Origin of the sequence: Pseudoduganella guangdongensis (assembly GCF_009857475.1) — a bacterium.
GTDB classification, from domain to species: domain Bacteria; phylum Pseudomonadota; class Gammaproteobacteria; order Burkholderiales; family Burkholderiaceae_D; genus Rugamonas; species Rugamonas guangdongensis.
Map to the genome: position 1 here is coordinate 218,109 of NZ_WWCJ01000001.1, position 24,063 is coordinate 242,171.

At 63.8% G+C, this 24,063-nt stretch carries 22 protein-coding genes; 18 read left to right on the forward strand and 4 right to left on the reverse strand.

The features are described 5' to 3' along the window. Window positions 1-78: 78 nt before the first annotated feature. The gene (locus tag GTP41_RS01045; protein ID WP_161023693.1) at window positions 79-978 is read left to right on the forward strand and encodes an NAD kinase; all 900 of its coding nucleotides are present in this window, start codon (window positions 79-81) and stop codon (window positions 976-978) included. Beyond that, window positions 978-2,624: a DNA repair protein RecN gene (gene recN, locus GTP41_RS01050; RefSeq protein WP_161023694.1), complete on the forward strand. Its 1,647-nt coding sequence runs from the start codon at window positions 978-980 to the stop codon at window positions 2,622-2,624. Before GTP41_RS01045 ends, recN begins: the two co-directional genes overlap by 1 nt. On the opposite strand, the gene GTP41_RS01055 is transcribed toward recN, so the two are convergent. Continuing rightward, on the reverse strand, window positions 2,578-4,404 hold the full coding sequence (locus GTP41_RS01055; RefSeq protein ID WP_161023695.1) for an ABC transporter ATP-binding protein/permease: 1,827 nt from the start codon (window positions 4,402-4,404) through the stop codon (window positions 2,578-2,580). The two genes, recN and GTP41_RS01055, sit on opposite strands and share 47 nt — an antisense overlap. Window positions 4,405-4,533: 129 nt before the next feature. Between GTP41_RS01055 and GTP41_RS01060 the strand changes: the two genes are divergently transcribed. The 7 genes from GTP41_RS01060 to GTP41_RS01090 all read left to right on the forward strand — a co-directional run bounded on the left by GTP41_RS01060 (window position 4,534) and on the right by GTP41_RS01090 (window position 11,726). Continuing rightward, the gene (locus GTP41_RS01060; RefSeq protein ID WP_161023696.1) at window positions 4,534-4,932 is read left to right on the forward strand and encodes a VOC family protein; all 399 of its coding nucleotides are present in this window, start codon (window positions 4,534-4,536) and stop codon (window positions 4,930-4,932) included. A gap of 40 nt (window positions 4,933-4,972) precedes the next feature. Then, the gene (hemH, locus tag GTP41_RS01065; RefSeq protein ID WP_161023697.1) at window positions 4,973-6,025 is read left to right on the forward strand and encodes a ferrochelatase; all 1,053 of its coding nucleotides are present in this window, start codon (window positions 4,973-4,975) and stop codon (window positions 6,023-6,025) included. Window positions 6,026-6,402: 377 nt separating this feature from the next. Next, complete coding sequence (gene grpE, locus GTP41_RS01070) at window positions 6,403-6,951, forward strand: nucleotide exchange factor GrpE (protein WP_161023698.1); 549 nt, start codon at window positions 6,403-6,405, stop codon at window positions 6,949-6,951. Window positions 6,952-7,024: 73 nt separating this feature from the next. Continuing rightward, complete coding sequence (gene dnaK / locus GTP41_RS01075) at window positions 7,025-8,977, forward strand: molecular chaperone DnaK (protein ID WP_161023699.1); 1,953 nt, start codon at window positions 7,025-7,027, stop codon at window positions 8,975-8,977. An 86-nt stretch (window positions 8,978-9,063) separates the two neighbouring features. Continuing rightward, window positions 9,064-10,194 (forward strand): molecular chaperone DnaJ, encoded by a 1,131-nt coding sequence (gene dnaJ, locus GTP41_RS01080; protein ID WP_161023700.1) that lies wholly within the window; start codon window positions 9,064-9,066, stop codon window positions 10,192-10,194. A gap of 12 nt (window positions 10,195-10,206) precedes the next feature. After that, complete coding sequence (locus GTP41_RS01085; protein ID WP_229502691.1) at window positions 10,207-10,857, forward strand: carbonic anhydrase; 651 nt, start codon at window positions 10,207-10,209, stop codon at window positions 10,855-10,857. A gap of 98 nt (window positions 10,858-10,955) precedes the next feature. Continuing rightward, entirely contained in the window at window positions 10,956-11,726 is a 771-nt protein-coding gene (locus GTP41_RS01090; protein WP_161023701.1) for a tetratricopeptide repeat protein, read from the forward strand. 13 nt (window positions 11,727-11,739) lie between these two features. Here the strand turns inward: GTP41_RS01090 and GTP41_RS01095 are convergent, their stop codons facing one another. Next, on the reverse strand, window positions 11,740-12,639 hold the full coding sequence (locus tag GTP41_RS01095) for an alpha/beta fold hydrolase (protein WP_161023702.1): 900 nt from the start codon (window positions 12,637-12,639) through the stop codon (window positions 11,740-11,742). Between the two features lie 66 nt (window positions 12,640-12,705). On the opposite strand from GTP41_RS01095, the gene GTP41_RS01100 reads away from it, so the two are divergent. Beyond that, window positions 12,706-14,175, forward strand: a complete 1,470-nt coding sequence (locus GTP41_RS01100; protein WP_161023703.1) for a flavin-containing monooxygenase — start codon at window positions 12,706-12,708, stop codon at window positions 14,173-14,175. Between the two features lie 77 nt (window positions 14,176-14,252). Further along, window positions 14,253-14,402, forward strand: a complete 150-nt coding sequence (locus GTP41_RS01105) for a hypothetical protein (protein WP_161023704.1) — start codon at window positions 14,253-14,255, stop codon at window positions 14,400-14,402. A 54-nt stretch (window positions 14,403-14,456) separates the two neighbouring features. Here the strand turns inward: GTP41_RS01105 and GTP41_RS01110 are convergent, their stop codons facing one another. Continuing rightward, complete coding sequence (locus tag GTP41_RS01110; protein ID WP_161023705.1) at window positions 14,457-15,362, reverse strand: AEC family transporter; 906 nt, start codon at window positions 15,360-15,362, stop codon at window positions 14,457-14,459. A gap of 12 nt (window positions 15,363-15,374) precedes the next feature. After that, on the reverse strand, window positions 15,375-15,986 hold the full coding sequence (locus GTP41_RS01115; RefSeq protein ID WP_202419567.1) for a DUF2238 domain-containing protein: 612 nt from the start codon (window positions 15,984-15,986) through the stop codon (window positions 15,375-15,377). Between the two features lie 86 nt (window positions 15,987-16,072). On the opposite strand from GTP41_RS01115, the gene GTP41_RS01120 reads away from it, so the two are divergent. The 7 genes from GTP41_RS01120 to GTP41_RS01150 all read left to right on the forward strand — a co-directional run bounded on the left by GTP41_RS01120 (window position 16,073) and on the right by GTP41_RS01150 (window position 24,063). Further along, the gene (locus GTP41_RS01120) at window positions 16,073-16,627 is read left to right on the forward strand and encodes a TauD/TfdA dioxygenase family protein (protein WP_161023706.1); all 555 of its coding nucleotides are present in this window, start codon (window positions 16,073-16,075) and stop codon (window positions 16,625-16,627) included. A gap of 30 nt (window positions 16,628-16,657) precedes the next feature. Beyond that, window positions 16,658-17,251 (forward strand): ANTAR domain-containing response regulator, encoded by a 594-nt coding sequence (locus GTP41_RS01125; RefSeq protein WP_161023707.1) that lies wholly within the window; start codon window positions 16,658-16,660, stop codon window positions 17,249-17,251. A 38-nt stretch (window positions 17,252-17,289) separates the two neighbouring features. Next, window positions 17,290-18,414 carry a CmpA/NrtA family ABC transporter substrate-binding protein gene (locus GTP41_RS01130; protein WP_371867236.1) on the forward strand — a complete coding sequence of 375 codons (1,125 nt, stop codon included), beginning with the start codon at window positions 17,290-17,292 and terminating at the stop codon, window positions 18,412-18,414. Between the two features lie 249 nt (window positions 18,415-18,663). Then, on the forward strand, window positions 18,664-19,965 hold the full coding sequence (locus tag GTP41_RS01135) for an MFS transporter (protein WP_161023709.1): 1,302 nt from the start codon (window positions 18,664-18,666) through the stop codon (window positions 19,963-19,965). Further along, window positions 19,962-22,484 carry a nitrite reductase large subunit NirB gene (nirB, locus tag GTP41_RS01140; RefSeq protein ID WP_161023710.1) on the forward strand — a complete coding sequence of 841 codons (2,523 nt, stop codon included), beginning with the start codon at window positions 19,962-19,964 and terminating at the stop codon, window positions 22,482-22,484. The genes GTP41_RS01135 and nirB overlap by 4 nt, the downstream gene beginning before the upstream one ends. Window positions 22,485-22,495: 11 nt before the next feature. Further along, a complete protein-coding gene (nirD, locus tag GTP41_RS01145) occupies window positions 22,496-22,852 on the forward strand; it encodes a nitrite reductase small subunit NirD (RefSeq protein ID WP_161023711.1) in 357 nt (118 codons plus the stop codon). Continuing rightward, complete coding sequence (locus GTP41_RS01150) at window positions 22,849-24,063, forward strand: NAD(P)/FAD-dependent oxidoreductase (protein ID WP_161023712.1); 1,215 nt, start codon at window positions 22,849-22,851, stop codon at window positions 24,061-24,063. The genes nirD and GTP41_RS01150 overlap by 4 nt, the downstream gene beginning before the upstream one ends.

Consider the following 24,063-nt stretch of genomic DNA (forward strand, 5'->3'; position numbering starts at 1 on the left):
TCGCAATGCATGGCATGAGCAAGCATTATGGGTTACTCTGCTGCGTGTTGCCACCCCCATATTTTGACTGAGATTGATATGTCCGCTACGCCACCGCTGTACAACACGATTGCCCTGGTCGTCCGTCCGAATACCACCGGCATCGAAGAACCGGTGCGCGATGTCCTCGACTTCCTGAAACAGGGTGGCTTCAGCGTCGTCCTCGAATCCGATACGGCCGACCACCTGGCCATTTCCGACATCCCCTCCATGAGCGTGCAGGGAATTGGCGAGCGCGCCGATGCGGTGGTGGTGATGGGCGGCGACGGCACCATGCTCGGCATCGCGCGCCAGCTGGCGTCCTACGACACGCCGCTGATCGGCATCAACCAGGGCCGCCTCGGCTTCATGACCGATATCCGCCAGGAAGACATGCTGCCCGTGCTGGGCCGTATCCTGGGCGGCACCCACAAGGCCGAGCGCCGTACCCTGCTCGAAGGGCGCGTGGTGCGCGACGGCAAAGCCATCTTCTTCGGCACCGCCGTGAACGACGTGGTGGTGTCGCGCGGCGCCGGCGCCGGCATGGTGGAGCTGAGCGTCGATGTCGACAACCAGTTCATGTACAACCAGCGTTCGGACGGCTTGATCATCTCCACCCCGACCGGTTCCACCGCCTACGCGCTGTCGGCTGGCGGCCCGCTGCTGCACCCCACGCTGGGCGGCATCGTCATGGTGCCGATCGCCCCGCACGCCCTGTCCAACCGCCCGATCGTGCTGCCCGACTCCAGTGAGATCGTGATCGAGATCAAGCGCGGCAAGGACATCACCGTGAATTTTGATATGCAGACCTTCGCCAGCGCGGCGATCGGCGACCGGATCCACATCCGCCTGTCGCCGCACACCATCACCTTCCTGCATCCGGAAGGCTGGAGCTACTACAACACCCTGCGCGAAAAACTGCACTGGAACGAATACCCTTCTACCGACGGCAAAATCTGATGCTTCGAACCCTGTCCATCCGCGATTTCGTTATTGTTGATTCGATTGAACTGGAATTTTCCCCTGGCTTCACAGTCTTCACCGGCGAAACCGGTGCCGGTAAATCCATCCTGATTGATGCACTGACGCTGGCGCTGGGCGGCCGGGGCGATGGCAGCATGGTGCGCGAGGGCGCGTCCAAAGCCGATATCACAGCCGATTTCGCGGTGACGCCGCAGGCACAAGCCTGGCTGGCCGCGAATGAATTCGCGGTGGAGGAGGGCGGCGCCTTGCTGCGCCGGGTGATCGACAACGCCGGCCGTTCCAAGGCTTTCATCAACGGCATCGCGGCGACGGCGGGGCAGTTGCGCGAGCTGGGCGATATGCTGGTGGACATCCACGGCCAGCACGCGCACCAGTCCCTGCTCAAGACCGATTCGCAGCGCGAGCTGCTGGACAACCAGTGCAGCGCCAATGTGCGCGACGTGACGGCGGCTTACCGCGCCTGGCGCGCGCTGTCGAAGCAGCTGGAGGAATACGAGGCCAATGCGGCCAACCTGCAGTTCGAGCGCGAACGCCTGGAGTGGCAGGTGGCGGAGCTGGACAAGCTGGCGCCGAAAAAAGGCGAGTGGGCCGATATCGGCAACGAGCATTCGCGCCTGTCGCATGCGGCCAGCCTGCTGGAGGGCGCGCAGGAGGCGCTGGGCGTGCTGTCCGAATCGGACGAGCACCCGGTGCTGTCGCAGGTGACGGCCATCGGGTCGCGCTTGGGCAAGCTGGTGTCGGTCGATGCCGAGCTGCAGCCGGTGGTGGACTTGCTGGAGTCGGCCCGCATCCAGCTGCAGGAGTCGGTGTACGCACTGAATAACTATATGGACCGGGTGGAGCTGGACCCGGCGCGCCTGCGCGAAGTCGATGCGCGCATGGAGGCGCTGCATTCGGCCTCGCGCAAATTCCGCGTGCCGGCGGACGAGCTGCCGGACGAGCATGTGCGCCTGAGCGAAAAGCTGGCGCAACTGGCCGATGCGGCCGACCTGGAAGGCTTGCGCAAGCAGGAAGAAAAACTGAAAGCGTCCTACCTGGCGGTGGCGGCGGAGCTGTCGGCCGCGCGCGCGGCTGGGGCGGCGGTGCTGGGCGCTGCCGTCACCCAGGGCATGCAGGAGTTGAGCATGGGCGGCGGGCGTTTCGAAATCGCGCTGCGGCCGTGCGAGCCGACGGCTTATGGCGTGGAGCAGGTGGAGTTCCTGGTGGCCGGCCATGCCGGCGTGGCGCCGCGCCCGTTGGCCAAGGTGGCATCCGGCGGCGAGCTGGCGCGCATCTCGCTGGCGATTTCCGTGATTACTTCGCATGCGACCACGGTGCCGACCTTGATCTTCGACGAAGTCGACAGCGGCATCGGCGGCGGCGTGGCGGAAGTGGTGGGCCGCCTGCTCAAGCGCCTGGGCCAGGAGCGCCAGGTGCTGTGCGTGACGCACTTGCCGCAGGTAGCGAGCCAGGGCAACCAGCACTTCCAGGTGGCCAAGGGCACCTCGGACAACGGCCGCACCGCCTCGCGCATCGAAGTGCTGGACCAGAAGGCGCGCATCGAAGAGGTGGCGCGCATGCTGGGCGGCCTGGAAATCACGGCGACAACACGCAAGCACGCGCGCGAGCTGCTGGCTTCTTAAGCGGGGCCTCTTGCGGCAGGCCGTCGAATCGGAATTCGGCGGCGTCATGCAGCTTCCATGCGCCGCCGCCGGTGAAATGCAGCACGTGGGTGTGGTGGCGCAACACGGCAGGGCGGTGGGCGATGCTGATCACGGTGGTTCCGCTCTCGCGCAGGCGGATATACAGCGACGCTTCATTGGCGCTGTCGAGCGCGCTGGTGGCTTCGTCCAGGATGACGATTGCCGGCTCGTGCACCAGCACGCGTGCGAACGCCAGTCGCTGCTGCTCGCCGACCGAGAGTATCTTTTCCCAGTCCTGCACCGCGTCCAGGCCGCCCACTTGTTCGATGAGGTGCGGCAGCTGCACTGTCTGCAGGATGTCCGTCAGCTGTTCGTCGCTCAGGTCCGTGGCTTCGCTCGGGTAGATGATCTGGCTGCGCAGCGTGCCGTGCTGCAGGTAGGGCTGTTGCGGCAGGAAGAAAAAGTCTTCCATGGGCGGGTGCTGGATTTCGCCGCTGCCGCTGCGCCACAGTCCCGCAATGGCACGCAGCAGGGAGCTTTTGCCGCAGCCGCTCTCGCCGGTGATCAGCAGGGCATCGCCCGGTTGCAGGGCGAGGTTCAGGTCCTTGATCAGGACCCGCTCCGATTGCGGCGGGTACAGGGTGAGGGATTCCAGCGCCAGGTGCCGGCCTGGCTTGCGTTCGATGCACGGTGCGCTGGCGGCTGCTTCGCCCGTCGCGGATGCGCCGGGGGCGGCCTCCGGCTCCGCATTGGGCAGCACCAGGGCCGACAAGGTTTGCAGGCGCCCCAGGCCCGCGACGAAGCGGCTCAGGCTTTCAAAGTTCTCGACGATGACGCCGACGGCGGCGAGGACGGCGGCAAAGGCGCCGACGACCTGGGTGGCGCGGCCCACTTCCAGTTGGCCGGACAAGACGTCCTGCGCCAGGATGATGCCGGGGATGACCAGGGTCAGTTGGCTGAAGCTGCGCTGGAACAGGTTGAGCGATCGCTGTTTGACGATCAGGCGGGAAAAGTTGTGGATCACTTTTTCGAACCGGGTGTCGATATGCGCGCGCTCTTGCGCCTCGCCGCGATAGAAGGCGATGGACTCGGCGTTTTCGCGCAGGCGCATCAGGCTGAAACGGAAGTCCGCCTCGCGCCGCAGTTGCCAGAAATTCAGGTGGATCAGCGGCTTGCCGAACACCCAGAGCGCGACCACCGTGCCGACCAGCGCGTACACCACCAGTACCCCCACCAGCATGTGCGAAATGGACCACAGCACCGCGCTGAATGCCACCAGCTGCATGATCGACCCGAGGAAGATCAGCAGGAAGTGGGTGGAGCGGCCGGTGAAGGTGTTGATATCCTCGCTGATCCGCTGGTCGGGGTTGTCGATCTCGCTGTTCGCGCCCAGCTCATAGTATTTACGCGCGTCCAGGTAGCCGTCCAGGAAGCGGCCGGTGAGCCAGCGCCGCCACTGGTTGGCGAACAGGTCGCGCATAAAGTAATAGAAGGCATACACCGGCACTGCGAACGCCAGCACCAGCAGGCAATCGCGCACCGAGTTCCAGAACCGGTCGCCGTTGCGAGCCGCCAGCGCCGAGGTCATTTCACCCGTTTGCTCGTTCAGCATGACCGCCAGCTTGGTCTCAACCAGCATCAGTACGATCAGGAGCGCCAGCAGGCACCAGGCGCGCTTCTTCTCCCCGCCCAGCCAATAGGGTTTCGCCACCTTGAGGAACTGCCTCCAGGCGGCGAGCGACAAGGGAGAGGGCCGGCGGGCTTTGACGGGCGTTTTCATGCATCTAAGATATGTCGCGGCTTGCAAGCGTTCAGTGCGGAAACAGACATAAGATGCCCAGGTGTTGTCGATTTCCCGTCTTCCCGTTCGTCGTATACAGGCAGTACCCCCAACCTTTGAGGAGACGACATGAACAAATCAGTCATTTTCAACCTGCCGGTCAGGGAGATGGAGAAGTCGCGCGCCTTCTTTTCCGCGCTGGGCTTCACCTTCCGGCAGGAGTTCTGCAGCGAGGAGGCGGCGTTCATGAACATCGCCGGCGACACGGTCCAGGCCATGCTGATGACGGAGCCCTTTTTCCGGTCGCTGACCAACAAGCCCGTGGTGCGGGCGCAAGAGGGCAATGAGGTCATCATCTGCCTGAGCTGCGAAAGCCGCGCCGAGGTGGATAGCCTGATTGCCAGGGCGCTCGCCGCCGGCGCCACCACCCCGCACCCGCCCGAGGACGAGGGTTTTATGTACCACCAGGGCTTCGAGGATATCGACGGCCATCTCTGGAACCTGGTCTGGGTGGCGCCGCAGGATTGAATTTATAATGGTTGGCTAACAAATCAGAAAAGAGCCACCAATGCCGTTTGCCAAAGAACCTCCGATCCCCCAGGGCGCCGTCACCCAGACCGCCGTCGTCCTGGTCAACCTTGGCACCCCGGACGCGCCAACGCGCGGGGCCGTGCGCCGCTACCTGAAAGAATTCCTGTCCGACCCGCGCGTGGTGGAAATCCCGAAAGCGGTCTGGTGGTTCATCCTGAACGGCATCATCCTGCCGTTCCGCTCCGGCCAGTCGGCGCAAAAATACGCCTCGATCTGGACCAGCGAAGGCTCGCCGCTGAAGTTCCACACCCAGGCGCAAGCCAAACTGCTGCGCGGCCTGCTTGGCGAGCGCGGCCACAACGACGTGACCGTGGCCATGGCCATGCGCTACGGTTCGCCCTCGCTGCCGGAAGTGCTGGACAAGCTGAAAGCCGACGGCCACGACCGCATCCTGGTCCTGCCGGCCTATCCGCAATACTCCGGCACCACCACCGCCTCGGTCAGCGACGCCGTGTTCGACCACTATAAAAAGGTGCGCAACATCCCCGAGCTGCGTTTCGTGCGCGACTACCACGACCACGACGCGTATGTGGATGCCCTGAAAAAGACCGTGCTGGCCTATTGGGAAACCCATGGCCGGGGCGACAAGCTGCTGATGAGCTTCCACGGCGTACCCAAGCGCACCATCGACCTGGGCGACACCTACCAGGCCGAATGCCTGGAAACGGCGCGCCTGCTGGCGGAGAAGCTGCGCCTGGACGCGAACCAGTACCTGGTCACGTTCCAGTCCCGTTTCGGCAAGGCCGAGTGGCTGCAGCCCTACACCGCCCCCACCGTGGCCCAGCTGGCCAAGGACGGCGTACGCAAGCTGGACGTGATTTGCCCGGGCTTCACCAGCGACTGCCTGGAAACCCTGGAAGAAATTGCCATGGAGGTAAGGCACGACTTCCTGTCCAACGGCGGCAAGGAATTCAACTATATCCCTTGCCTGAACAGCCATCCGGCCTGGATCGCGGCCCTGACCGAGATTGCCGAGCAGCACATGATCGGTTGGCCGACCATGTCGTCCATGCGCAAGCCGCGCAGGTAAGACCTTTGTTAGCACTTGCAGGAGACGAGTGCTAACCTGCTAAAATAGCTGGTTAGGGGATGAGTTCGCTGAAGATGATCAGCGCCGTAGCAATGAAGCTCCAGGCGATGACCGATGCTGTTATAAATGGCAACTTCATAGTGCGCTCCGAGGGGGCGGCGTCCACGCGCCGCATAGATACATCTTAGTCAAAACCCCCGGTAAACGTATCTCTGAGTTTTGTAATATTTGTAACTCTGCTGTTACAGGATCCATCCCGCCGGCGTGCGCCGGGCCTTTGCGCGCAGGGGCAGAATACCCCTTGAAAAGGCATGGGTAAGCCCCATTTCTTGCGCGTGCAGTAGTCAACCAAATATGTTTTTGTAGGAGTCTTTTAGATGCAAGACCAGGAAAACCAGCCAAGCCAGAACCCTGAAGTAGTGGAACAGGCCGACGTCCAGGCGACTCCAGCCGAAGCTCCAGCAATGTCTGACCTGGAAGCGCAGCTGTCCGCGACCGAGGCAAAACTGGCCGAAATGCACGACGCATTCATGCGCGCCAAAGCCGAAGGCGAAAACATCCGCCGCCGCGCCCAGGAAGATGTGGCCAAAGCCCACAAATTTGCTGTCGAGAGCTTCGCCGAAGCCATGGTGCCGGTGAAAGACAGCCTGGAAATGGCCCTGAAAGTGGAAAACCCGACCCTGGAATCGCTGAAAGAAGGCGTCGAAATGACCCTGAAACAGCTGAATTCCGCCTTCGAGCGCAACCGCCTGATCGAAGTCATGCCGGCGGCCGGCGAAAAGCTGGACCCGAACAAGCACCAGGCCGTGGCCATGGTGCCTGCCGAGCAGGAAGCGAATACCGTTGTAGCAGTGCTGCAAAAGGGTTACATGATTGCGGACCGCCTGCTGCGTCCCGCCATCGTGACGGCTGCCCAGCCAAAGTAAGCACTTGAAATCACACTAGATTTTCCACATATAACAAGCAATCAAAACTTCGTATTTAAAGGAAGAACATATCATGGGCAAGATTATCGGTATTGACCTGGGCACCACCAACTCCTGCGTCGCCATCATGGAAAATGGCACGCCGAAGGTTATCGAGAATGCAGAAGGCGCGCGTACCACCCCTTCCATCATCGCCTACCAGGAAGACGGTGAAATCCTGGTTGGCGCACCAGCCAAACGCCAGGCAGTGACCAACCCGAAGAACACCCTGTTCGCGGTGAAGCGCCTGATCGGCCGTAAATTCCAGGAGAAGGAAGTCCAGAAGGACATCTCCCTGATGCCTTACGAGATCATGAAGGCCGATAACGGCGACGCATGGATCGGCGTGCGCGACAAAAAGCTGGCTCCTCCGCAAATTTCCGCGGAAGTGCTGCGCAAGATGAAGAAGACCGCTGAAGACTACCTGGGCGAAGAAGTGACCGAAGCGGTCATCACCGTGCCTGCGTACTTCAATGACTCGCAGCGCCAGGCGACCAAAGACGCCGGCCGTATCGCCGGCCTGGAAGTCAAGCGCATCATCAACGAACCTACCGCAGCTGCGCTGGCGTTCGGCCTGGACAAGACCGACAAGGGCGACCGCAAGATCGCCGTGTATGACTTGGGCGGCGGTACTTTCGACGTGTCGATCATCGAAATCGCTGACGTGGACGGCGAGAAGCAGTTCGAAGTGCTGTCGACCAACGGCGACACCTTCCTGGGCGGCGAAGACTTCGACCAGCGCGTGATCGACTACATCATCGACGAATTCAAGAAGATCAACGGCCTGGACCTGAAAAAAGATCCAATCGCCCTGCAGCGTATCAAGGCATCGGCCGAACGCGCGAAGATCGAACTGTCGTCCTCGCAGCAGACCGAAATCAACGAGCCTTACATCGCCATGGCGAACGGCGCCCCGGTCCACCTGAACCTGAAGATGACCCGCGCCAAGCTGGAGTCCCTGGTTGAGGAACTGATCACCGCCACCATCGAGCCTTGCCGCACCGCGATCAAGGACGCCGGCGTGAAAGTGTCCGACATCGACGACATCATCCTGGTCGGCGGTATGACCCGTATGCCTAAGGTGCAGGAAAAAGTTAAAGAGTTCTTCGGCAAGGACCCACGTAAAGACGTGAACCCGGACGAAGCCGTGGCTGTTGGCGCCGCGATCCAGGGTGCAGTGCTGTCGGGCGACCGTAAAGACCTGCTGCTGCTGGACGTGACCCCGCTGTCCCTGGGTATCGAAACCCTGGGTGGCGTGATGACCAAGATGATCCACAAGAACACCACGATTCCTACCAAGTTCTCGCAAGTGTTCTCGACTGCCGACGACAACCAGCCGGCCGTGACCATCAAGGTGTACCAGGGCGAGCGTGAAATCGCAGCAGGCAACAAAGGCCTGGGCGAATTCAACCTGGAGGGCATCCCTCCAGCAGCGCGCGGTACTCCGCAGATCGAAGTGACCTTCGACATCGACGCCAACGGCATCCTGCACGTGGGCGCGAAAGACAAGGCCACCGGTAAAGAAAACAAGATCACCATCAAGGCGAACTCCGGCCTGTCCGAAGAGGAAATCCAGAAGATGGTGAAGGACGCGGAACTGAACGCGGAAGAAGACAAGAAGCTGAAGGAACTGGCCGAGTCGCGCAACCAGGCCGACGCGCTGGTGCACTCCACCCGCAAGTCCCTGACCGAATACGGCGACAAGCTGGAAGGCGGCGAGAAAGAGAAGATCGAAGCTGCGATCACCGACCTGGAAGCCACCCTGAAGGATGGCGACAAGGCAGCGATCGACGCCAAAGTGGCAGCACTGTCCGAAGCTTCGCAGAAGCTGGGCGAGAAGATGTACGCTGACATGCAGGCGCAGCAAGGCGCAGCCGGTGCTGCCGGTGCCGCAGGCGCAGGCGCAGGCGCCGCTGGCGCGGAAGCCAAGCCAGCGCAGGACGACGTAGTTGACGCCGACTTCAAGGAAGTCAAAGACAGCAAGTAAGCTTCACCATCCGGTCTGAGGTTTGACCTGCCGAGCGGCGCATCCAGAGGGGGCTCGCTCGGCTTTTTCGCATAAATTGGTACACCATGGCAAAGCGTGATTTTTACGAGATCCTCGGGGTCGCTAAGAACTCGTCCGACGACGAAATCAAAAAAGCCTATCGCAAACTCGCGATGAAATACCATCCGGACCGTAATCCGGATAACAAAGAGGCTGAGGAAAAGTTCAAGGAGGTCAAAGAGGCCTACGAGATGCTGACCAACCCGGAGAAGCGCGAAGCGTACGACCGTTACGGTCACGCCGGCGTTGACCCGAATATGGGTGGCGGCGGCGGTGGCGCCGGCTTCGGCGGTTTCGGCGACGCCTTCGGCGACATCTTCGGCGACATCTTCGGCGGCGGTGGCCGCGGCGGCCGTTCCTCCGGCCCGCAGGTTTATCGCGGCGCAGACCTGCGCTACAACCTGGAGATCACCCTGGAACAGGCCGCGCACGGCTTCGACACCACCATCCGCGTGCCGAGCTGGGACAAGTGCGACACCTGCCACGGTTCCGGCGCCAAGCCGGGCACCTCGCCGGTCACCTGTAACACCTGCGGCGGCCACGGCCAGGTGCGTATGCAGCAGGGCTTCTTCAGCATCCAGCAGACCTGCCCCAAGTGCCACGGCACCGGCAAGATCATTCCTGAGCCATGCCCATCGTGCTCAGGCGCGGGCCGCATCAAGCGTAACAAGACGCTGGAAGTGAAGATCCCGGTCGGTATCGATTCCGGCATGCGCATCCGCTCCACCGGCAATGGCGAGCCGGGCACCAACGGCGGACCGCCGGGCGACCTGTATGTGGAAATCCACATCAAGCCGCACAGCGTGTTCCAGCGCGAAGGCGACGACCTGCACTGCGAAATGCCGATCAGCTTCGCCAAAGCGGCGCTGGGCGGCGAGATCGAAGTGCCGACGTTGGATGGCAAGGTGTCCTTCACCATTCCGGAAGGCACCCAGTCCGGTAAGACATTCCGCCTCAAGGGCAAAGGCATCAAGGGCGTTCGTTCCGGTTATCCGGGCGACCTGTTCTGCCATGTTGCCGTTGAGACCCCGGTCAAGCTGACCGACAAGCAGAAAGAACTGCTGCGTGAATTCGAGCGATCGACCACTGAAGGTGGTTCGAAGCATAGCCCACAGACCAAGTCCTTCATGGACAAGGTCAAAGACTTCTTCGAATAAGAGACGAGTGATATGAGCGACGACGTAATGAAGCACCTGCTGGAAAACAACCGCAAATGGGCGGAAACCAAGGTCGCGCAAGACCCTGACTACTTCCGCAACCTGTCCATGGTTGGCCCGGAATACCTGTGGATCGGCTGCTCCGATTCGCGCGTACCGGCAAACGAACTGCTTGGCCTGCCGCCGGGCAAAGTGTTCGTACACCGTAACATCGCCAACGTGGTGGTGCATTCCGACCTGAACGCCCTGTCGGTGCTGCAGTTCTCCGTCGAAGTGTTGAAGGTGAAGCATGTGATCATCGTCGGCCACTACGGCTGCAAAGGCGTGCACACCGCGCTGACCGGCGGCCGTGTCGGCCTGGTCGACAACTGGCTGCGCCATGTGCAGGACGTGGCGCAGAAGCACGAGCGCTACCTCGGCTCCGCGCTGGCGGAAGTCAGCCTGCAAAGCGAGCGCCTGTGCGAACTGAACGTGGTGGAGCAAGTCACCAACGTCTGCTCGACCACCATCGTGCAGGACGCGTGGGAGCGCGGCCAGGAACTGACCGTGCACGGCTTCGTGTACGGCCTGAAGGACGGCCTGCTGCACGACCTGGGCATGAACATTTCGTCCCTGGCCGACCTGCAGCCCAGCACCGAAGCCCGCCTGGCCGCATACGCATAATGCGCGCCAAGCAGTAAGCCCCGAAGCCCGCGCAAGCGGGCTTTTTTGTTGCCAAACAAATGGGGACGTACCCCATTTTCAGATGTACACTTCTGTGCATGCTGAAAATCATCTCTACATTCATCGCCTCCTTGCGCGCGCCGTCGGCGTCGCAGTTCCAGCCGACGCCGCAACTTGTCGTCAAGGCGGGGGATGTGTTGGTGCAGCCGCTGCCGAACGGGCAGGGCTGGTCGGCGCTGAAGGTGTTTGCCGTCGATGGCGGGGCCGCGCACTACCTGACCTATGAACCCTTGCCCAACAAGCCGGTGCTGGCCGCGCTGGCGCAGGCCACGGTGCGTCTGGCGCACGCGCAGCGCGCCGCGACGTCGCTGGCGGAAGGCTGGGAGCTGATCGGCAACCAGCCGGCCAGCGCCATTGAGCTGCAAGGCTTGAAGTATATGGACTTCGAGTTGTACGTGCAGCTGACCGGTCAGGACGCCGAGACCATCATGCGCAAGGCGCGCGAGCATTTCGAACGTGCCGGCCTGCATGGCACCGAAGGCCGCCGCATTGAAGCCATCAATGAATACGGGAAAGCGATTGAGCTGTATCCCGCGTACATCGAGGCGCTGGACAAGCGCGCGTTCTACTTCATGGAACTGGGCCTGTACGAGAAGGCCTTGCGCGACCTGGAAGAATCGCTGTACATCAATGAAGAAGGCATGGCGGCCTTCTTCAGCAAGGGCGAATGCCTGATGAAACTGGGCCACCTGGACGAGGCGGCAGCCATCTTCACCGAAGGCCAGGAGCGCTTCCCCGAGCACGCCACCCAGTTCAATGAATTCCTCAAGCGCACCCGCGCCTTCGCCCTGACCGGCCGCCCGGCTTGACGCCTGGTCCGGGCTACGCGCCCAGCTCGCGCTGGAATTCCAGGAAGTCGCGCGCGGTACGGCGCGTTGCTTCCAGCATGGGCAAGTGGCCGATACCCTCCATCATGATCAGGCGCGCGTTCGGCAGGAGCGCCTTGGTAGGGGCTGCGCCTTTCGGGCTGAGGATACGGTCATCGGTTCCCCACACGATCAGGGCCGGTGTGGTGATCGGGCCTTGCAGGCCCGGCGAGCCGACCAGCTCCTTCATGATCGCCGTGTGCAGCGGGTAGTCGGCCACGGCGCGCCGTGCCAGTACATGCTTCATACAGTAGGGGAAGTAAGGCGGCTTGGACATGCAGGCCGCCATCAGCGCTTCGAAAGCGTCCGCTGCGGGTACCAGCAAAGGCATCCTGCCCTCGGTATGATAGTGCTCGAAGGCTGGGGACTCCATCGCTTCATCGGTGCCGCCGGGATCAAGCAGCCACAGGCTCTTTACCTGTTGCGGATAGCGCGCCGCATATTCGGCGGAGATGAAGCCGCCCATCGAATTGCCGCCCATATGGAAGCGCTCCACGCCCAGTTGCGCCATGAAGGCGCGCAGGTTTTCCACCTGGGTCGCCATATCGTGCCTGGCGCTGGGATCGCGCCGCGCATCGCCAAAGCCCGGCAGGTCGGGGATGATGACGCGGTAGCGGCCCACCAGATGCGCTGCGATGCGCGTGAAGTTGTCCTTGTCGCCGGCGAAGCCGTGCACCAGCAGCAGTACCTCGTCGCCCGAGCCGCCCTCCAGGTAAGGCAGGGAGGCTTGCCGCAGGGTCAGCCGGGCGCGCTTGCGTTCCAGCGCCAGTGCCGCACGTGCCATTGGAACAGGCAGTAATCGGTTGGCCGCCGCCAGGGCCAGCGCTGCGCCGCCTAATGCGTACACTAAGAACATCCTGCCTCCATATTGACTTGTTATTAACGCAAAATTATAGTCTGCCAAACCATTCAGGGGGCGGCGATGGAATACGATGTGGTGATCGTAGGGAGCGGCTTCGGCGGCATCTGCAGCGCGATCAAGCTGAAAGAAGCAGGCATCGACAATTTCGTCATGCTGGAAAAGGACGAGGAATTCGGCGGCACCTGGCGCGTCAACAGCTATCCCGGCGCCGCATGCGACATCCCGAGCCACCTGTATTCCTTCTCCTTCGCGCAGAACGCGCACTGGAGCCGCCTGTTCCCGCGCCAGGATGAGCTGCTGGCCTACACCCAGCGCGTGGTGCAGGACTATGCGCTGGAACCGCACCTGCGCCTCGGCCACGCACTGCAATCGGCGCAGTTCGACGAAGCGAGCGGCTGCTGGCGCCTTTCCACCAGCAAGGGCGAATACATCGCCCGCACGGTCATCTTCGCCATCGGCCTGCTGGGCCGCCCTAGCAAGCCGCATTTCCCGGGCGCGGAGCGCTTCCGCGGCGCCAGCTTCCATTCCGCCCAGTGGGACCACAGCATCGACCTGCGCGGCAAGCGCGTAGCGGTGATCGGCAGCGGCGCCAGCGCAGTACAGTTCGTGCCCGAGATCCAGCCGCAGGTGCAGCAACTGGACCACTACCAGCGCACCGCGCACTGGGTGCTGCCGCGCCCGGACCGCGCCGTCACCCGCATCGAGCAATGGCTGCTGGTTCGCGTGCCACCCTTGCAGCAACTGTACCGCGCCAAGCATTACGTGCAGTTCGAATCGCGCGTGGTCATGTTCCTGTTCATGCCGGTGCTGGCGAAGGTGATGGAGTGGCAGGCCCTGCGCCACCTCAAGCGCCAGGTGCCCGACCCGTCGCTGCGTGCCAAGCTGGTGCCGGACTACACGCTCGGCTGCAAGCGCGTGCTGCTGACCAATGACTACTACCCGGCGCTCGGGCAGCCCAACGTTAAGGTGCTGAAGGACGGTATCCGCGAAATCCGCGATCACAGCATCGTCACCGGCAGCGGCGAAGAGCGCCCGGTCGATGTGATCATCTACGCCACCGGCTTCGATGTGGAGCATGCCTATGGCCCGATCGAGTTGCGCGGCCGCGAAGGCCGCAGCTTCGCGCAAGCGCTGGAAGAAGGCGCCGGCGCCTACAAGGGCGCCACCGTGGCGGGCTTCCCCAACTTCTTCATGATCACCGGCCCCAACACCCTGCTGGGCCACAACTCCATGGTGTACATGATCGAATCCAGCGTGCGCTACGCGGTGGACGGCGTGCGCCAGGTGCTGCAAGGCCGCCTGCATTCGGTCGAGGTGCAGCCGGAAGTGCAAAGCGCCTACAACCGCACACTGCAGCGCAAGCTCAAAGGAACGGTATGGCACACCGGCTGCAAGAGCTGGTACCTCGATTCACGCGGCCGCAACCTGGTGATCTGGCCCGGCTTCACCTTCCACTATCGCCACCTCACCCGCCGCTTCGATATTGGCAGCTACACCGTGCGCCGCGCGGCGGCCGAGCGCCTGCTCTAATCGGTTGCCATGGTAACCATTGGTCCCTGCCCGCATCGATCGAAGAAGCAGGCTACAAAGAAGGCGTCCCCGTCGGCGTGCGCAGCATTGCGGTGAACCAGCAAACGGCGCAGCTTGAGATTACGCTGGATCAGCCGCCGTTTGCTGGCCAGACGTTCTATATGGCGCCGGCCTGGGACAAGGATGGCTACATCGTCTGGCGTTGCCTGCACGGCGACATCCAGTAAAGGCTGCTACCGGCAGCTTGCCGTTATAGCGCCGCCGACCCGTTTAGCCTGTAATTAAAACGCCAGCAGGCGGACGGCGGGGATTGTGACCGCCGCCAGCAGCGTTTGCAAGGTGATCAGGGATGCCATCAGGCGCGCATCGCCGCCTAGCTGGCGGGCCATGATGTAGGCGTTGGGGGCGGTGGGCAGGGCGCAGTAGAAGCAGGCGGCCAGCGTGACGGCTTCGCTGACGCCGAACCACGCGCACACTTGCGCCGCGACCAAAGGCAGCGCCATTAGCTTGAGCGCGGAAGTGAGCGCCAGGGCGGCGGGGCGCAGCCCTTCCAACGAGAACACCAGGCCGCTGCCGACGCACAGCAGGCCCAGCGCGAGGGCTGATTTACCGAGGATGTCCAGGGTGTTCAGGAGCGGCGCCGGCAAGGCCAGGCCGCCCACGCTGGCGCCAATGCCGGCCAGTGTGGCGAGGATGATGGGATTGGTGGCCAGCGTTTTCGCCACGGCGGACGGCGCCACCTTGCGCCCGCTCCACCACGACAGCGCCAGGATCGAGATCACATTCACCACCGGCAGGCAAAGCGCCAATGCCAGCATCACCAGCGCGTTAATCTGCGGCGGGAACAGCAGCGCCGAGACGGCAATGCCGAAATAGCTGTTGGGCCGCATCGCGCCCTGGATCACGGAGGAGCGGCTGGCGTCAGGCAGGCCGCGCCAGGGCAGCAGCAACAATAACGTCAGTCCGACCACGATCAAGGTCGGCAACAAGGTGGCCAGCGCCAGTTCGCCCACCATCCGGCCCTGGAAGTCGAGCTTTGCGATGCCGGTGAACAGCAGGGCGGGGAAGGCGATGAAATAGGAGAACTTCTCCATCGAAGGGAAGAAGTCCTCCGGCATCCACTGCGCACGGCGGATCGCCACGCCCAGCATGATCAGCAGGAAAACCGGGAGGATGGCGGCCAGCATCCCGGCGCGCGCTTAAAGGGCCTTGAGCTGGCGGTCGTGCCAGCGCGAGAGGGTGAGCAGGGCGGCCGCGCCACCCAGCAGCGCCATGAACATGTCCGACTGCGTATCCCACTGGTCGCCCTGGGTGCCGAGGAATTCGTCCGCACCCTGGCCCAGCGCCACGGCGGCGCCCCATTCGATCAGCTCATAGGTGGCGCTGATCGCCAGCACAATGCAGATCACGATGAAGCCCAGCATCTTGCCGCGCGCGACGTGGCGCCCGCGCAGCAGGATTTCGCGCGCCACCATGGCGGGGATGAAGCCCTGCGCAAAGTGGCCGATCCGGTCGTAGGGGTTGCGCGACAGGCCAAGCCATTGCTGCAGGTCGAAGCCGAACGGCACGCGCGCGTAGGTGTAGGCACCGCCCACCATCAGAATCACGCAATGCACCGCCACCAGCGCATACAGCAGGTCCGTCAGGCGGTAGCTGCGGTAGGTTGCAGCCAGCAGCGGCACGGCGATCAGCACGGGCGCCACTTCCAGCCACCAGGTCACGCGGTCATAAGGCGCCATGCCGGACCATGCCAGCACTGCGCACACCACGGCGAGCAGCATCAGGTGGAAGGGGGAAGTCGTGCGCTCCATAAACGGTCCAGTATTCTGCAAAAGTCGCATATTAATATCAAAAACGATTCGTTTCCAACGCAATCGGGGCGACATAGACTGCAGCCATGAAACGCCAGCATTTTGACATCAATATCCTCGACGCGCCCCTCGGCGCCGAAATCAGCGACTACAAGTTGCGGCAAGACCTGGACGAGGACGACGCCGACCGCCTGCAATCGGCCCTGGCCGACCACTACCTGCTGGTGTTCCGCCGCCAGCGCCTGGCGCCGCGCTGGCAGCAAGCGCTGGGGCGGCGCCTGGTGGCCCACTCGCTGGCATCGGAAGGCGAAGTGGCCTTGTTCGCCAACCTGCAACTGGCCTACGACACCCTGCCGGCCGCCTTGCGGCGCGTGGTGCACCGCGCGCGCGCCGAGCAGGATGGCGCGGCGGGACCGCTGCCGCTGGTGCGCCTGCATCCTGAAACCGGCCGCCGCTCCCTGCTGGTGGCCGATCCCGCCACCACGCGCCTGGTCGGCGCCAGCGCCGCCGAGAGCGACGAAGTGCTGCACGAACTGCAGGCCCATGCCGTGCGCCCGCAGCACCTGTACCGCCACCACTGGCAGCCGCAAGACCTGCTGTTCTGGGATCCGCACAGCGTGACGCCGGTGCCCGCCATGTGATGCTGGCGCGGTTCTTGCAAGTCAGGAGGCATGAACCGTCAGCTACGCATCGTTTTGATCCATCCCGCGCACGAAAGCGAGGCACGCGCCCACGCCCTGCATAGCGGGCTGGCGGAGGCTGGCTACGAGCTGCTGGCCTCCTTGCCCGCCGATTTCCACCTGCCCGAACACATCGCCCGCCTGCAGCCCGACATGATCATTGTCGACGCCGAGTCGGACGCGCGCGACGTGCTGGAGCACATCGTCATCGCCACCCGCGATGAGCGCCGCCCCATCGTCATGTTCACCGAAGACGACAAGGCCTCCTCCATGGAGGCCGCCATGGCAGCCGGCGTTTCCGCCTATGTGGTGGCGGGCCTGCAGCCGGAGCGGGTGAAACCGGTGCTGGACGTGGCGCTGATGCGCTTCCGCCGCGAACAACAACTGCTGGACGAGCTGGAAGGCACGCGCCTGAAACTGGCCGAGCGCAAGGTGATTGACCGCGCCAAGGGCATCTTCATGTCGCGCCACGACATGACGGAAGACCAGGCTTTCCAGAAGCTGCGCAGCATGGCCATGAACAAGAACCTGAAGCTGGCCGAACTGGCCCAGCGTATCCTGGACGCGGAGGATTTGCTGGGCTGATGCACCGTTCTGGTGCGCGGCCCGGCAGGAGTGAAGGCATGCAGATCGAAAAAGACATAGTCAGGGTAGGCTTTAACCCGCTCACCGATTGCGCCTCGCTGGTGATGGCGTCGGTGCTGGGGCTGGACCGCAAGCACGGCATCCGCATCGTATTGAGCAAGGAGACCTCCTGGGCCGGCGTGCGCGACAAGCTGCTCACCGGCGAGCTCGATGCGGCCCACGCGCTGTACGGCCTGGTGTACGGCACCCAGCTCGGCATCGGCAGCGCGCGGCGCGATATGGCGATCCTGATGAATTTGAACCGCAACGGCCAGGCCATCACCCTCTCGCGCCGCCTGTTCGAGGAGGGCATACGGGACGGCGCCGGCGTGGCCGCCCTGGCGCATGAACGCCAGTTGCGCTGGGCGCAGACTTTCCCCACCGGCACCCACGCCATGTGGCTGTATTACTGGCTGGCCGCGCACGGCGTGCATCCGCTGCGCGAGGCGCGCGTGATCACGGTGCCGCCGTCGCAGATGGCGACCAACCTGGCCGCCGGGCATATGGACGGCTTTTGCGCCGGCGAGCCCTGGAACCACCGCGCCGTGATGGACGGCGTAGGCGTGACCATCGCCACCAGCCAGCAAATCTGGCCCGACCATCCGGAGAAGGTGCTGGCCTGCACCCAGGACTTCGTGCGGCGCCACCCGAACACCGCGCGTGCCCTGGTGGCCGCCGTGCTGGAAGCGAGCCGCTGGATCGACGCCAGCGCCGCCAACCGCATGGCGATGGCCGAGATCATCTCCGCCGTCCACTACGTCAACACCAGCAAGGAAGTAATCTGGCAGCGCATTCTCGGCCATTATGAGGACGGCATGGGCCGCAGTTGGGAAGATACGCACAGCATGCGCTTCCACCAGGAAGGCGCGGCCAACTTCCCCTACCTGTCGGACGGCATGTGGTTCATGACCCAGCACCGGCGCTGGGGCCTGCTCAAGGCCGCGCCGGACTACCTGGGCATAGCGCTCAAGGTGCACCAGGTGGCGCTCTATAAAGAGGCGGCCGAGATCACGGAAACGGCGATCCCGGACAGCACGCTGCGCAGCTCGGTGCTGATGGATGGCAGTATTTGGGATGGCCGCCACCCCGAGCGCTACGCGGAATCGTTCGCGATCCGCGCCTGAGATGGTGCAGGCCATGCGCTATTGCAGTGCACCATTCTTGGGCGTGATGCACCTTCAAATGGCGAAAAGCCGCCGCCGCGCACCCCGCGCACGGCCATTCCCTAGGGAAGAGCAGCTGGCACGGCTCTTGCAAAGCATAGGTAAAGCACCGGTCTAACGACGGATCGGCAACCGGACAACGGCGTCCGCGCGGCACGGCCATCGATGGCCCGTGCTGCGCGGACGCCTTTTTGTTTTCAGGGGCATACCATGGCCAGTAAAGCGACCAGCATCAAACTGTTTTCGTTCTCTTCGCCGCAGATGCGCGCCTTCCACCTTACCTGGATGGCGTTCTTCGTCTGCTTCTTCGCATGGTTCGCCTGCGCGCCGCTGATGCCCGTGATTAAAGGGGAATTCGGCCTGACCGCAGCGCAAATCGCCAATATCAATATCGCGGCGGTGGCCATCACCATCATCGTGCGCCTCATCATCGGCCCGCTGTGCGACCGTTACGGCCCGCGCAAGGCGTACACCGGCTTGCTGCTGCTGGGCGCCATTCCGGTGCTGGGCGTGGCTGCCGCGCAGACGTACGAGAGCTTCCTCTTCTTCCGCCTGCTGATCGGCGCGGTGGGCGCCAGCTTCGTCATCACGCAGTATCACACCTCGGTCATGTTCGCGCCCAACGTAGTCGGCACCGCCAATGCGGCAGCCGCGGGCTGGGGCAACGCGGGCGGCGGCGTGGTGCAGTCCACCATGCCGATGATCATGGCCGCCATGGTCATGCTGGGCGTGGGCGAAACCATGGGCTGGCGCGCCGCCCTGGTAGTACCGGGCGTACTGATGCTGGTCATGGCTTTCCTCTACTACCGCTTCACGCAGGACTGCCCGGACGGCAACTACGCCGAGCTGCGCGCCGCCGGCATTGAACTGGAAGGCGGCAAGAAAGGCGGCTGGGCGAGCTTCAAGCTGGCCGCCGGCAACTACCGCGTGTGGATGCTGTTCGTGACCTACGGCGCCTGCTTCGGCGTCGAGATCTTCATCCACAACATCGCCGCCATCTACTACGTGGACACCTTCAAGCTATCCCTGGCGCAGGCCGGCATGGCGGCCGGCAGCTTCGGTTTGCTGGCGCTGTTTGCCCGCGCGCTGGGCGGCTGGCTGTCGGATAAAGCGGCCCTGCGCGGCAGCCTGAATAGTCGCGTCACGTTGTTGGTGGTGATGATGCTGGGCGAGGGTATCGGCCTGCTGTTCTTCTCCAAAGCGGACAGCGTGCTGTTCGCCGTGATCGCGATGCTGGTGTTCGGCCTGTTCACCCACATGGCATGCGGCGCCACCTACGCGCTGGTGCCCTTCATCGACAAACGCGCATTGGGCGGCGTGGCCGGCATCATCGGCGCAGGCGGCAATGTCGGCGCGGTGGCGGCGGGCTTCCTGCTGAAAGGCACCGGCAATACCCAGCAAACCCTTTGGATTCTCGGCGTACTCGTCGCCTTGTCCGCCCTGTGCGCCCTGGCCGCACGGTTCAGCGCATCCACCGTGGAAGAACACGCCATCGCAGGAGCCGCAGCATGAAAATCGTCGTCATCGGCCACGGCATGGTCGGCCACCAATTCCTGAAAAGCCTGCCGCGCGACAGCGGCGCGCAGGTCACCGTGCTGTGCGAGGAAGCGCGCCCCGCCTACGACCGCGTGCACCTGTCGGAGTTCTTCAGCGGGAAGAGCGCGGACGAGCTGTCGCTGGTCGAGCCGGGCTTCTTCGAGCGCGACGACATGGTGCTGCGCCTGAATGCGCGCGCCCTGGCGATCCACCCGGACGCGCGCAAGGTCAGCGTCAGCGACGGCACGGTGCTCGCATACGACAAGCTGGTGATCGCCACCGGCTCCTTCCCCTTCGTGCCGCAGATTGAAGGCAAGGACCGCAAGGACTGCTTCGTCTACCGCACCATTGAAGACCTGGAGGCGATGCAGGAATGCGGTGCGCGCTCGAAAACCGGCGTCGTGATAGGCGGCGGCCTGCTTGGGCTGGAATGCGCCAAGGCGCTGCGCGACATGGGCCTGGAAACGCACGTGGTGGAATTCGCGCCGCGCCTGATGGCGGTGCAGGTGGATGACGGTGGCGGCCGCGTGCTGCGCAAGAAGATCGAAGAGCTGGGCGTGACTGTCCACACCGGCAAGAACACCAGCGCCATCGTGGCGGGCGAGGGTGCGACCCACCGCATGCAGTTTGCCGACGGCAGCGCGCTGGACACCGACATGATCGTATTCTCCGCCGGCATCCGCCCGCGCGACTACCTGGCGCGCGAATGCGGGCTGGAAGTCGGGCCGCGCGGCGGCATCGCCATCAACAACCATTGCCAGACCAGCGATGCGAACATCTACGCCATCGGCGAATGCGCGCTGTGGAACGGCATGGTGTACGGCCTGGTGGCGCCGGGCTACGACATGGCACGCGTCGCCGCGCGCCATATCCTGGGCGATAGCGCGGCCGAATTCGGCGGCGCCGACATGAGCACCAAGTTGAAGCTGATGGGCGTGGACGTTGCCAGCATCGGCGACCCGCACGCCAAGGCGGAAGGCGCGCGCTCCTACCAGTTCACCGACGAACGCAAGCAGGTCTACAAGAAGATCGTCGTGTCCGATTGCGGCAAGTACCTGCTGGGCGGCGTGATGGTGGGCGATGCCGGCGAGTACGGCACCCTGCTGCAAATGATGCTGAACAAGATCGAACTGCCGGAGGCGCCGGAATTCCTGATCCTGCCGCAATCGGACGGCGCCGCCAAGCCGGGGCTGGGCGTGGACGCGCTGCCGGCCAGCGCGCAAATCTGCTCCTGCAACGATGTATCGAAGGGCGCCATCTGCGATGCGGTGGCCGGCGGCGCCACCAGCATCGGCGCCATCAAGAAATGCTGTGGCGCTGGCACGTCCTGCGGCGGTTGCGTGCCGCTGGTGACGCAGATCATGAAGGCCGAGATGAAAAAGCTCGGCATGGACGTCAACAACCACGTTTGCGAACACTTTGCCCACTCGCGCCAAGAGCTGTTCCACCTGATCCGCGTAGGGCAGATCAAAGCGTTTGACGACCTGCTGGCGCGCCACGGCAAAGGCCTGGGCTGCGACGTCTGCAAGCCGCTGGCGGCCAGCATATTCGCGACCTGCTGGAACGACTTCGTGCTGAAGAAGGAGCACGCCAGCCTGCAGGACTCGAACGACTACTTCCTCGGCAATATCCAGAAAGACGGCACCTACTCCGTGGTGCCGCGTATGCCGGGCGGCGAAGTCACGCCGGAAGGGCTGATCGCGGTCGGCCAGGTTGCCAAGAAATACGGCCTGTACACCAAGATCACCGGCGGCCAGCGCGTCGACCTGTTCGGCGCGCGCGTCGAGCAACTGCCGCAGATCTGGGAGGAACTGATCGCCGCCGGCTTCGAGACCGGCCACGCCTACGGCAAATCGCTGCGCACCGTGAAGTCCTGCGTCGGTTCCACCTGGTGCCGCTACGGCGTGGACGACTCGGTCGGCCTGGCGATCGAACTGGAAAATCGCTACAAGGGCCTGCGCACGCCGCACAAGATCAAGTTCGGCGTGTCCGGCTGCACCCGCGAATGCGCCGAAGCGCAAGGCAAGGACGTCGGCATCATCGCCACCGAGAAGGGCTGGAACCTGTACGTGTGCGGCAACGGCGGCATGAAACCGCGCCACGCCGAGCTGCTGGCCTCCGACCTGGACAAGGCCACGCTGGTCGCCTACATCGACCGCTTCCTCATGTTCTACAGCCGCACGGCGGATCGCCTGCAGCGCACCAGCACCTGGCGCGAAAACCTGGAAGGCGGCCTGGATTACCTGAAAGCGGTGGTCATCGGCGACAAGCTAGGCATCAATGCCGAGATGGAGCAGGACATGCAGCGCGTGGTCGACACCTATGCCTGCGAATGGAAAGAAGCCGTCAACAATCCCGAAACGCGCGCCCGCTTCCGCCACTTCGTCAACAGCCCGGAAGCGGACAGCAACGTCGTCTTCATGGAAGAGCGCGGCCAGATCCGCCCCGCCACCGTGGAAGAACGCAAACGCATCCCAATCAAAGCCATCGCCTGAGGAGAGCAGCCATGCATCGTGACCAATCCGCCGCCGCCTGGACCGCCATCTGCAACGTAGACGAAATCGTCCCCAATACCGGCGTCTGCGCCCTATTGCAAGGCCAGCAGGTTGCCGTCTTCCGCATGAACGAAGGGGAGGGCAGTGGCAGCCGCGTCTTCGCCATCGGCAACTACGACCCCAACTCCCAAGCCGCCGTGCTTTCGCGCGGCCTGGTCGGCAACCTGGGCGAACGCCTGGTGGTCGCCTCCCCAATCTACAAGCACCACTTCGACCTGCAAACCGGCGAATGTCTGGAAGCGCCCGAGCACTCCGTGCCGACCTGGCCCGCGCGCATCGAAGGCGGAAAGGTCTGGGTCGGGGCATGAAACCCGCCCTGGTCGTCGTTGGCAACGGCATGGCCGGCATGCGCACGGTCGAAGAGCTGCTCAAGCTCGCGCCGGACATGTACGACATCACCGTGTTCGGCGCCGAGCCGCACGGCAACTACAACCGCATCCTGCTGTCGCCGGTGCTGGCGGGCGAAAAGTCGGTGGACGACATCATGCTCAACACGCGCGAATGGTACGCGCAGAACCGCATCACCCTGCACACCGGCGACCCGGTCGAGCACATCGACCGCAAACGCCGCCTGGTGCGCGCGCGCTCCGGACTGGAAGTGCGCTACGACCGCCTGCTGCTGGCAACCGGCTCGCGCCCCTTCATCATTCCCGTGCCCGGCCACCAGCTGCCGGGCGTGCTGGCCTTCCGCGACATCAACGACGTGGAGCAGATGCTGGCCGCCGCGCGCGACCACCGCCACGCCGTCGTCATCGGCGGCGGCCTGCTCGGGCTGGAGGCCGCCAATGGCCTGCAGCGCCAGGGCATGCAGGTGACCGTGGTGCACGTCACCGACACGCTGATGAACCAGCAGCTGGACAAGCCAGCTGCCCGGTTGCTGCAAAAGGCCCTGGAAGCGAAAGGCCTCACCTTCCGCATGGAAGCCCAGACCAGCGCAATCGTCGGTCCCGAGCGCGTGACTGCAGTGCGCTTTGCCGATGGCAGCGAGGTTCCGGCCGACCTGGTGGTAATGACTGCCGGTGTGCGCCCCAATATCGAACTGGCCAAAGGCAGCGGCCTGCATTGCGAACGCGCCATCGTGGTGGACGACACGCTGCAGACCTTCGACCCCCGCATCTATGCCGTGGGCGAATGCGTGCAACACCGCCGCGCTACCTTTGGCCTGGTGGCGCCGATCTGGGAGCAGGCGCGCGTGTGCGCCGCCCACCTGGCCGGCGCCGGACACCGTCGCTACGTGCAGCAGGTTACGCCGACGCGCCTGAAGGTGACAGGTGTTGACCTGTACTCGGTGGGCGACTTTATCGGCGGCGAAGGCAGCGAAGACCTGGTGCTGCGCGATCCAAGGCGCGGCGTCTACAAGCGGCTGGTGCTGGACGGCAGCCGCATCAGCGGCGCGGTGCTGTACGGCGACGTGCAGGACGGCCCCTGGTACTTTGACCTGATCCAGAACCGCACCGACATTTCGTCGATGCGAAACCATCTTCTGTTTGGGCAGGCGCTGTGCGCGCAGGCCGCATGA

Excerpts from the sequence above, each read along its gene's own strand:
- nirD (WP_161023711.1), top strand. The coding sequence starts at position 22,496 with ATGCATCGTGACCAATCCGCCGCCGCCTGGACCGCCATCTGCAACGTA.
- GTP41_RS01130 (WP_371867236.1), top strand. The coding sequence starts at position 17,290 with ATGCAGATCGAAAAAGACATAGTCAGGGTAGGCTTTAACCCGCTCACC.
- GTP41_RS01055 (WP_161023695.1), bottom strand. The coding sequence starts at position 4,404 with ATGAAAACGCCCGTCAAAGCCCGCCGGCCCTCTCCCTTGTCGCTCGCC.
- recN (WP_161023694.1), top strand. The coding sequence starts at position 978 with ATGCTTCGAACCCTGTCCATCCGCGATTTCGTTATTGTTGATTCGATT.
- grpE (WP_161023698.1), top strand. The coding sequence starts at position 6,403 with ATGCAAGACCAGGAAAACCAGCCAAGCCAGAACCCTGAAGTAGTGGAA.
- hemH (WP_161023697.1), top strand. The coding sequence starts at position 4,973 with ATGCCGTTTGCCAAAGAACCTCCGATCCCCCAGGGCGCCGTCACCCAG.
- GTP41_RS01150 (WP_161023712.1), top strand. The coding sequence starts at position 22,849 with ATGAAACCCGCCCTGGTCGTCGTTGGCAACGGCATGGCCGGCATGCGC.
- GTP41_RS01125 (WP_161023707.1), top strand. The coding sequence starts at position 16,658 with ATGAACCGTCAGCTACGCATCGTTTTGATCCATCCCGCGCACGAAAGC.
- dnaJ (WP_161023700.1), top strand. The coding sequence starts at position 9,064 with ATGGCAAAGCGTGATTTTTACGAGATCCTCGGGGTCGCTAAGAACTCG.
- GTP41_RS01095 (WP_161023702.1), bottom strand. The coding sequence starts at position 12,639 with ATGTTCTTAGTGTACGCATTAGGCGGCGCAGCGCTGGCCCTGGCGGCG.
- GTP41_RS01135 (WP_161023709.1), top strand. The coding sequence starts at position 18,664 with ATGGCCAGTAAAGCGACCAGCATCAAACTGTTTTCGTTCTCTTCGCCG.
- GTP41_RS01110 (WP_161023705.1), bottom strand. The coding sequence starts at position 15,362 with ATGCTGGCCGCCATCCTCCCGGTTTTCCTGCTGATCATGCTGGGCGTG.
- dnaK (WP_161023699.1), top strand. The coding sequence starts at position 7,025 with ATGGGCAAGATTATCGGTATTGACCTGGGCACCACCAACTCCTGCGTC.
- GTP41_RS01115 (WP_202419567.1), bottom strand. The coding sequence starts at position 15,986 with ATGGAGCGCACGACTTCCCCCTTCCACCTGATGCTGCTCGCCGTGGTG.
- nirB (WP_161023710.1), top strand. The coding sequence starts at position 19,962 with ATGAAAATCGTCGTCATCGGCCACGGCATGGTCGGCCACCAATTCCTG.
- GTP41_RS01120 (WP_161023706.1), top strand. The coding sequence starts at position 16,073 with ATGAAACGCCAGCATTTTGACATCAATATCCTCGACGCGCCCCTCGGC.
- GTP41_RS01045 (WP_161023693.1), top strand. The coding sequence starts at position 79 with ATGTCCGCTACGCCACCGCTGTACAACACGATTGCCCTGGTCGTCCGT.
- GTP41_RS01100 (WP_161023703.1), top strand. The coding sequence starts at position 12,706 with ATGGAATACGATGTGGTGATCGTAGGGAGCGGCTTCGGCGGCATCTGC.
- GTP41_RS01090 (WP_161023701.1), top strand. The coding sequence starts at position 10,956 with ATGCTGAAAATCATCTCTACATTCATCGCCTCCTTGCGCGCGCCGTCG.
- GTP41_RS01085 (WP_229502691.1), top strand. The coding sequence starts at position 10,207 with ATGAGCGACGACGTAATGAAGCACCTGCTGGAAAACAACCGCAAATGG.
- GTP41_RS01060 (WP_161023696.1), top strand. The coding sequence starts at position 4,534 with ATGAACAAATCAGTCATTTTCAACCTGCCGGTCAGGGAGATGGAGAAG.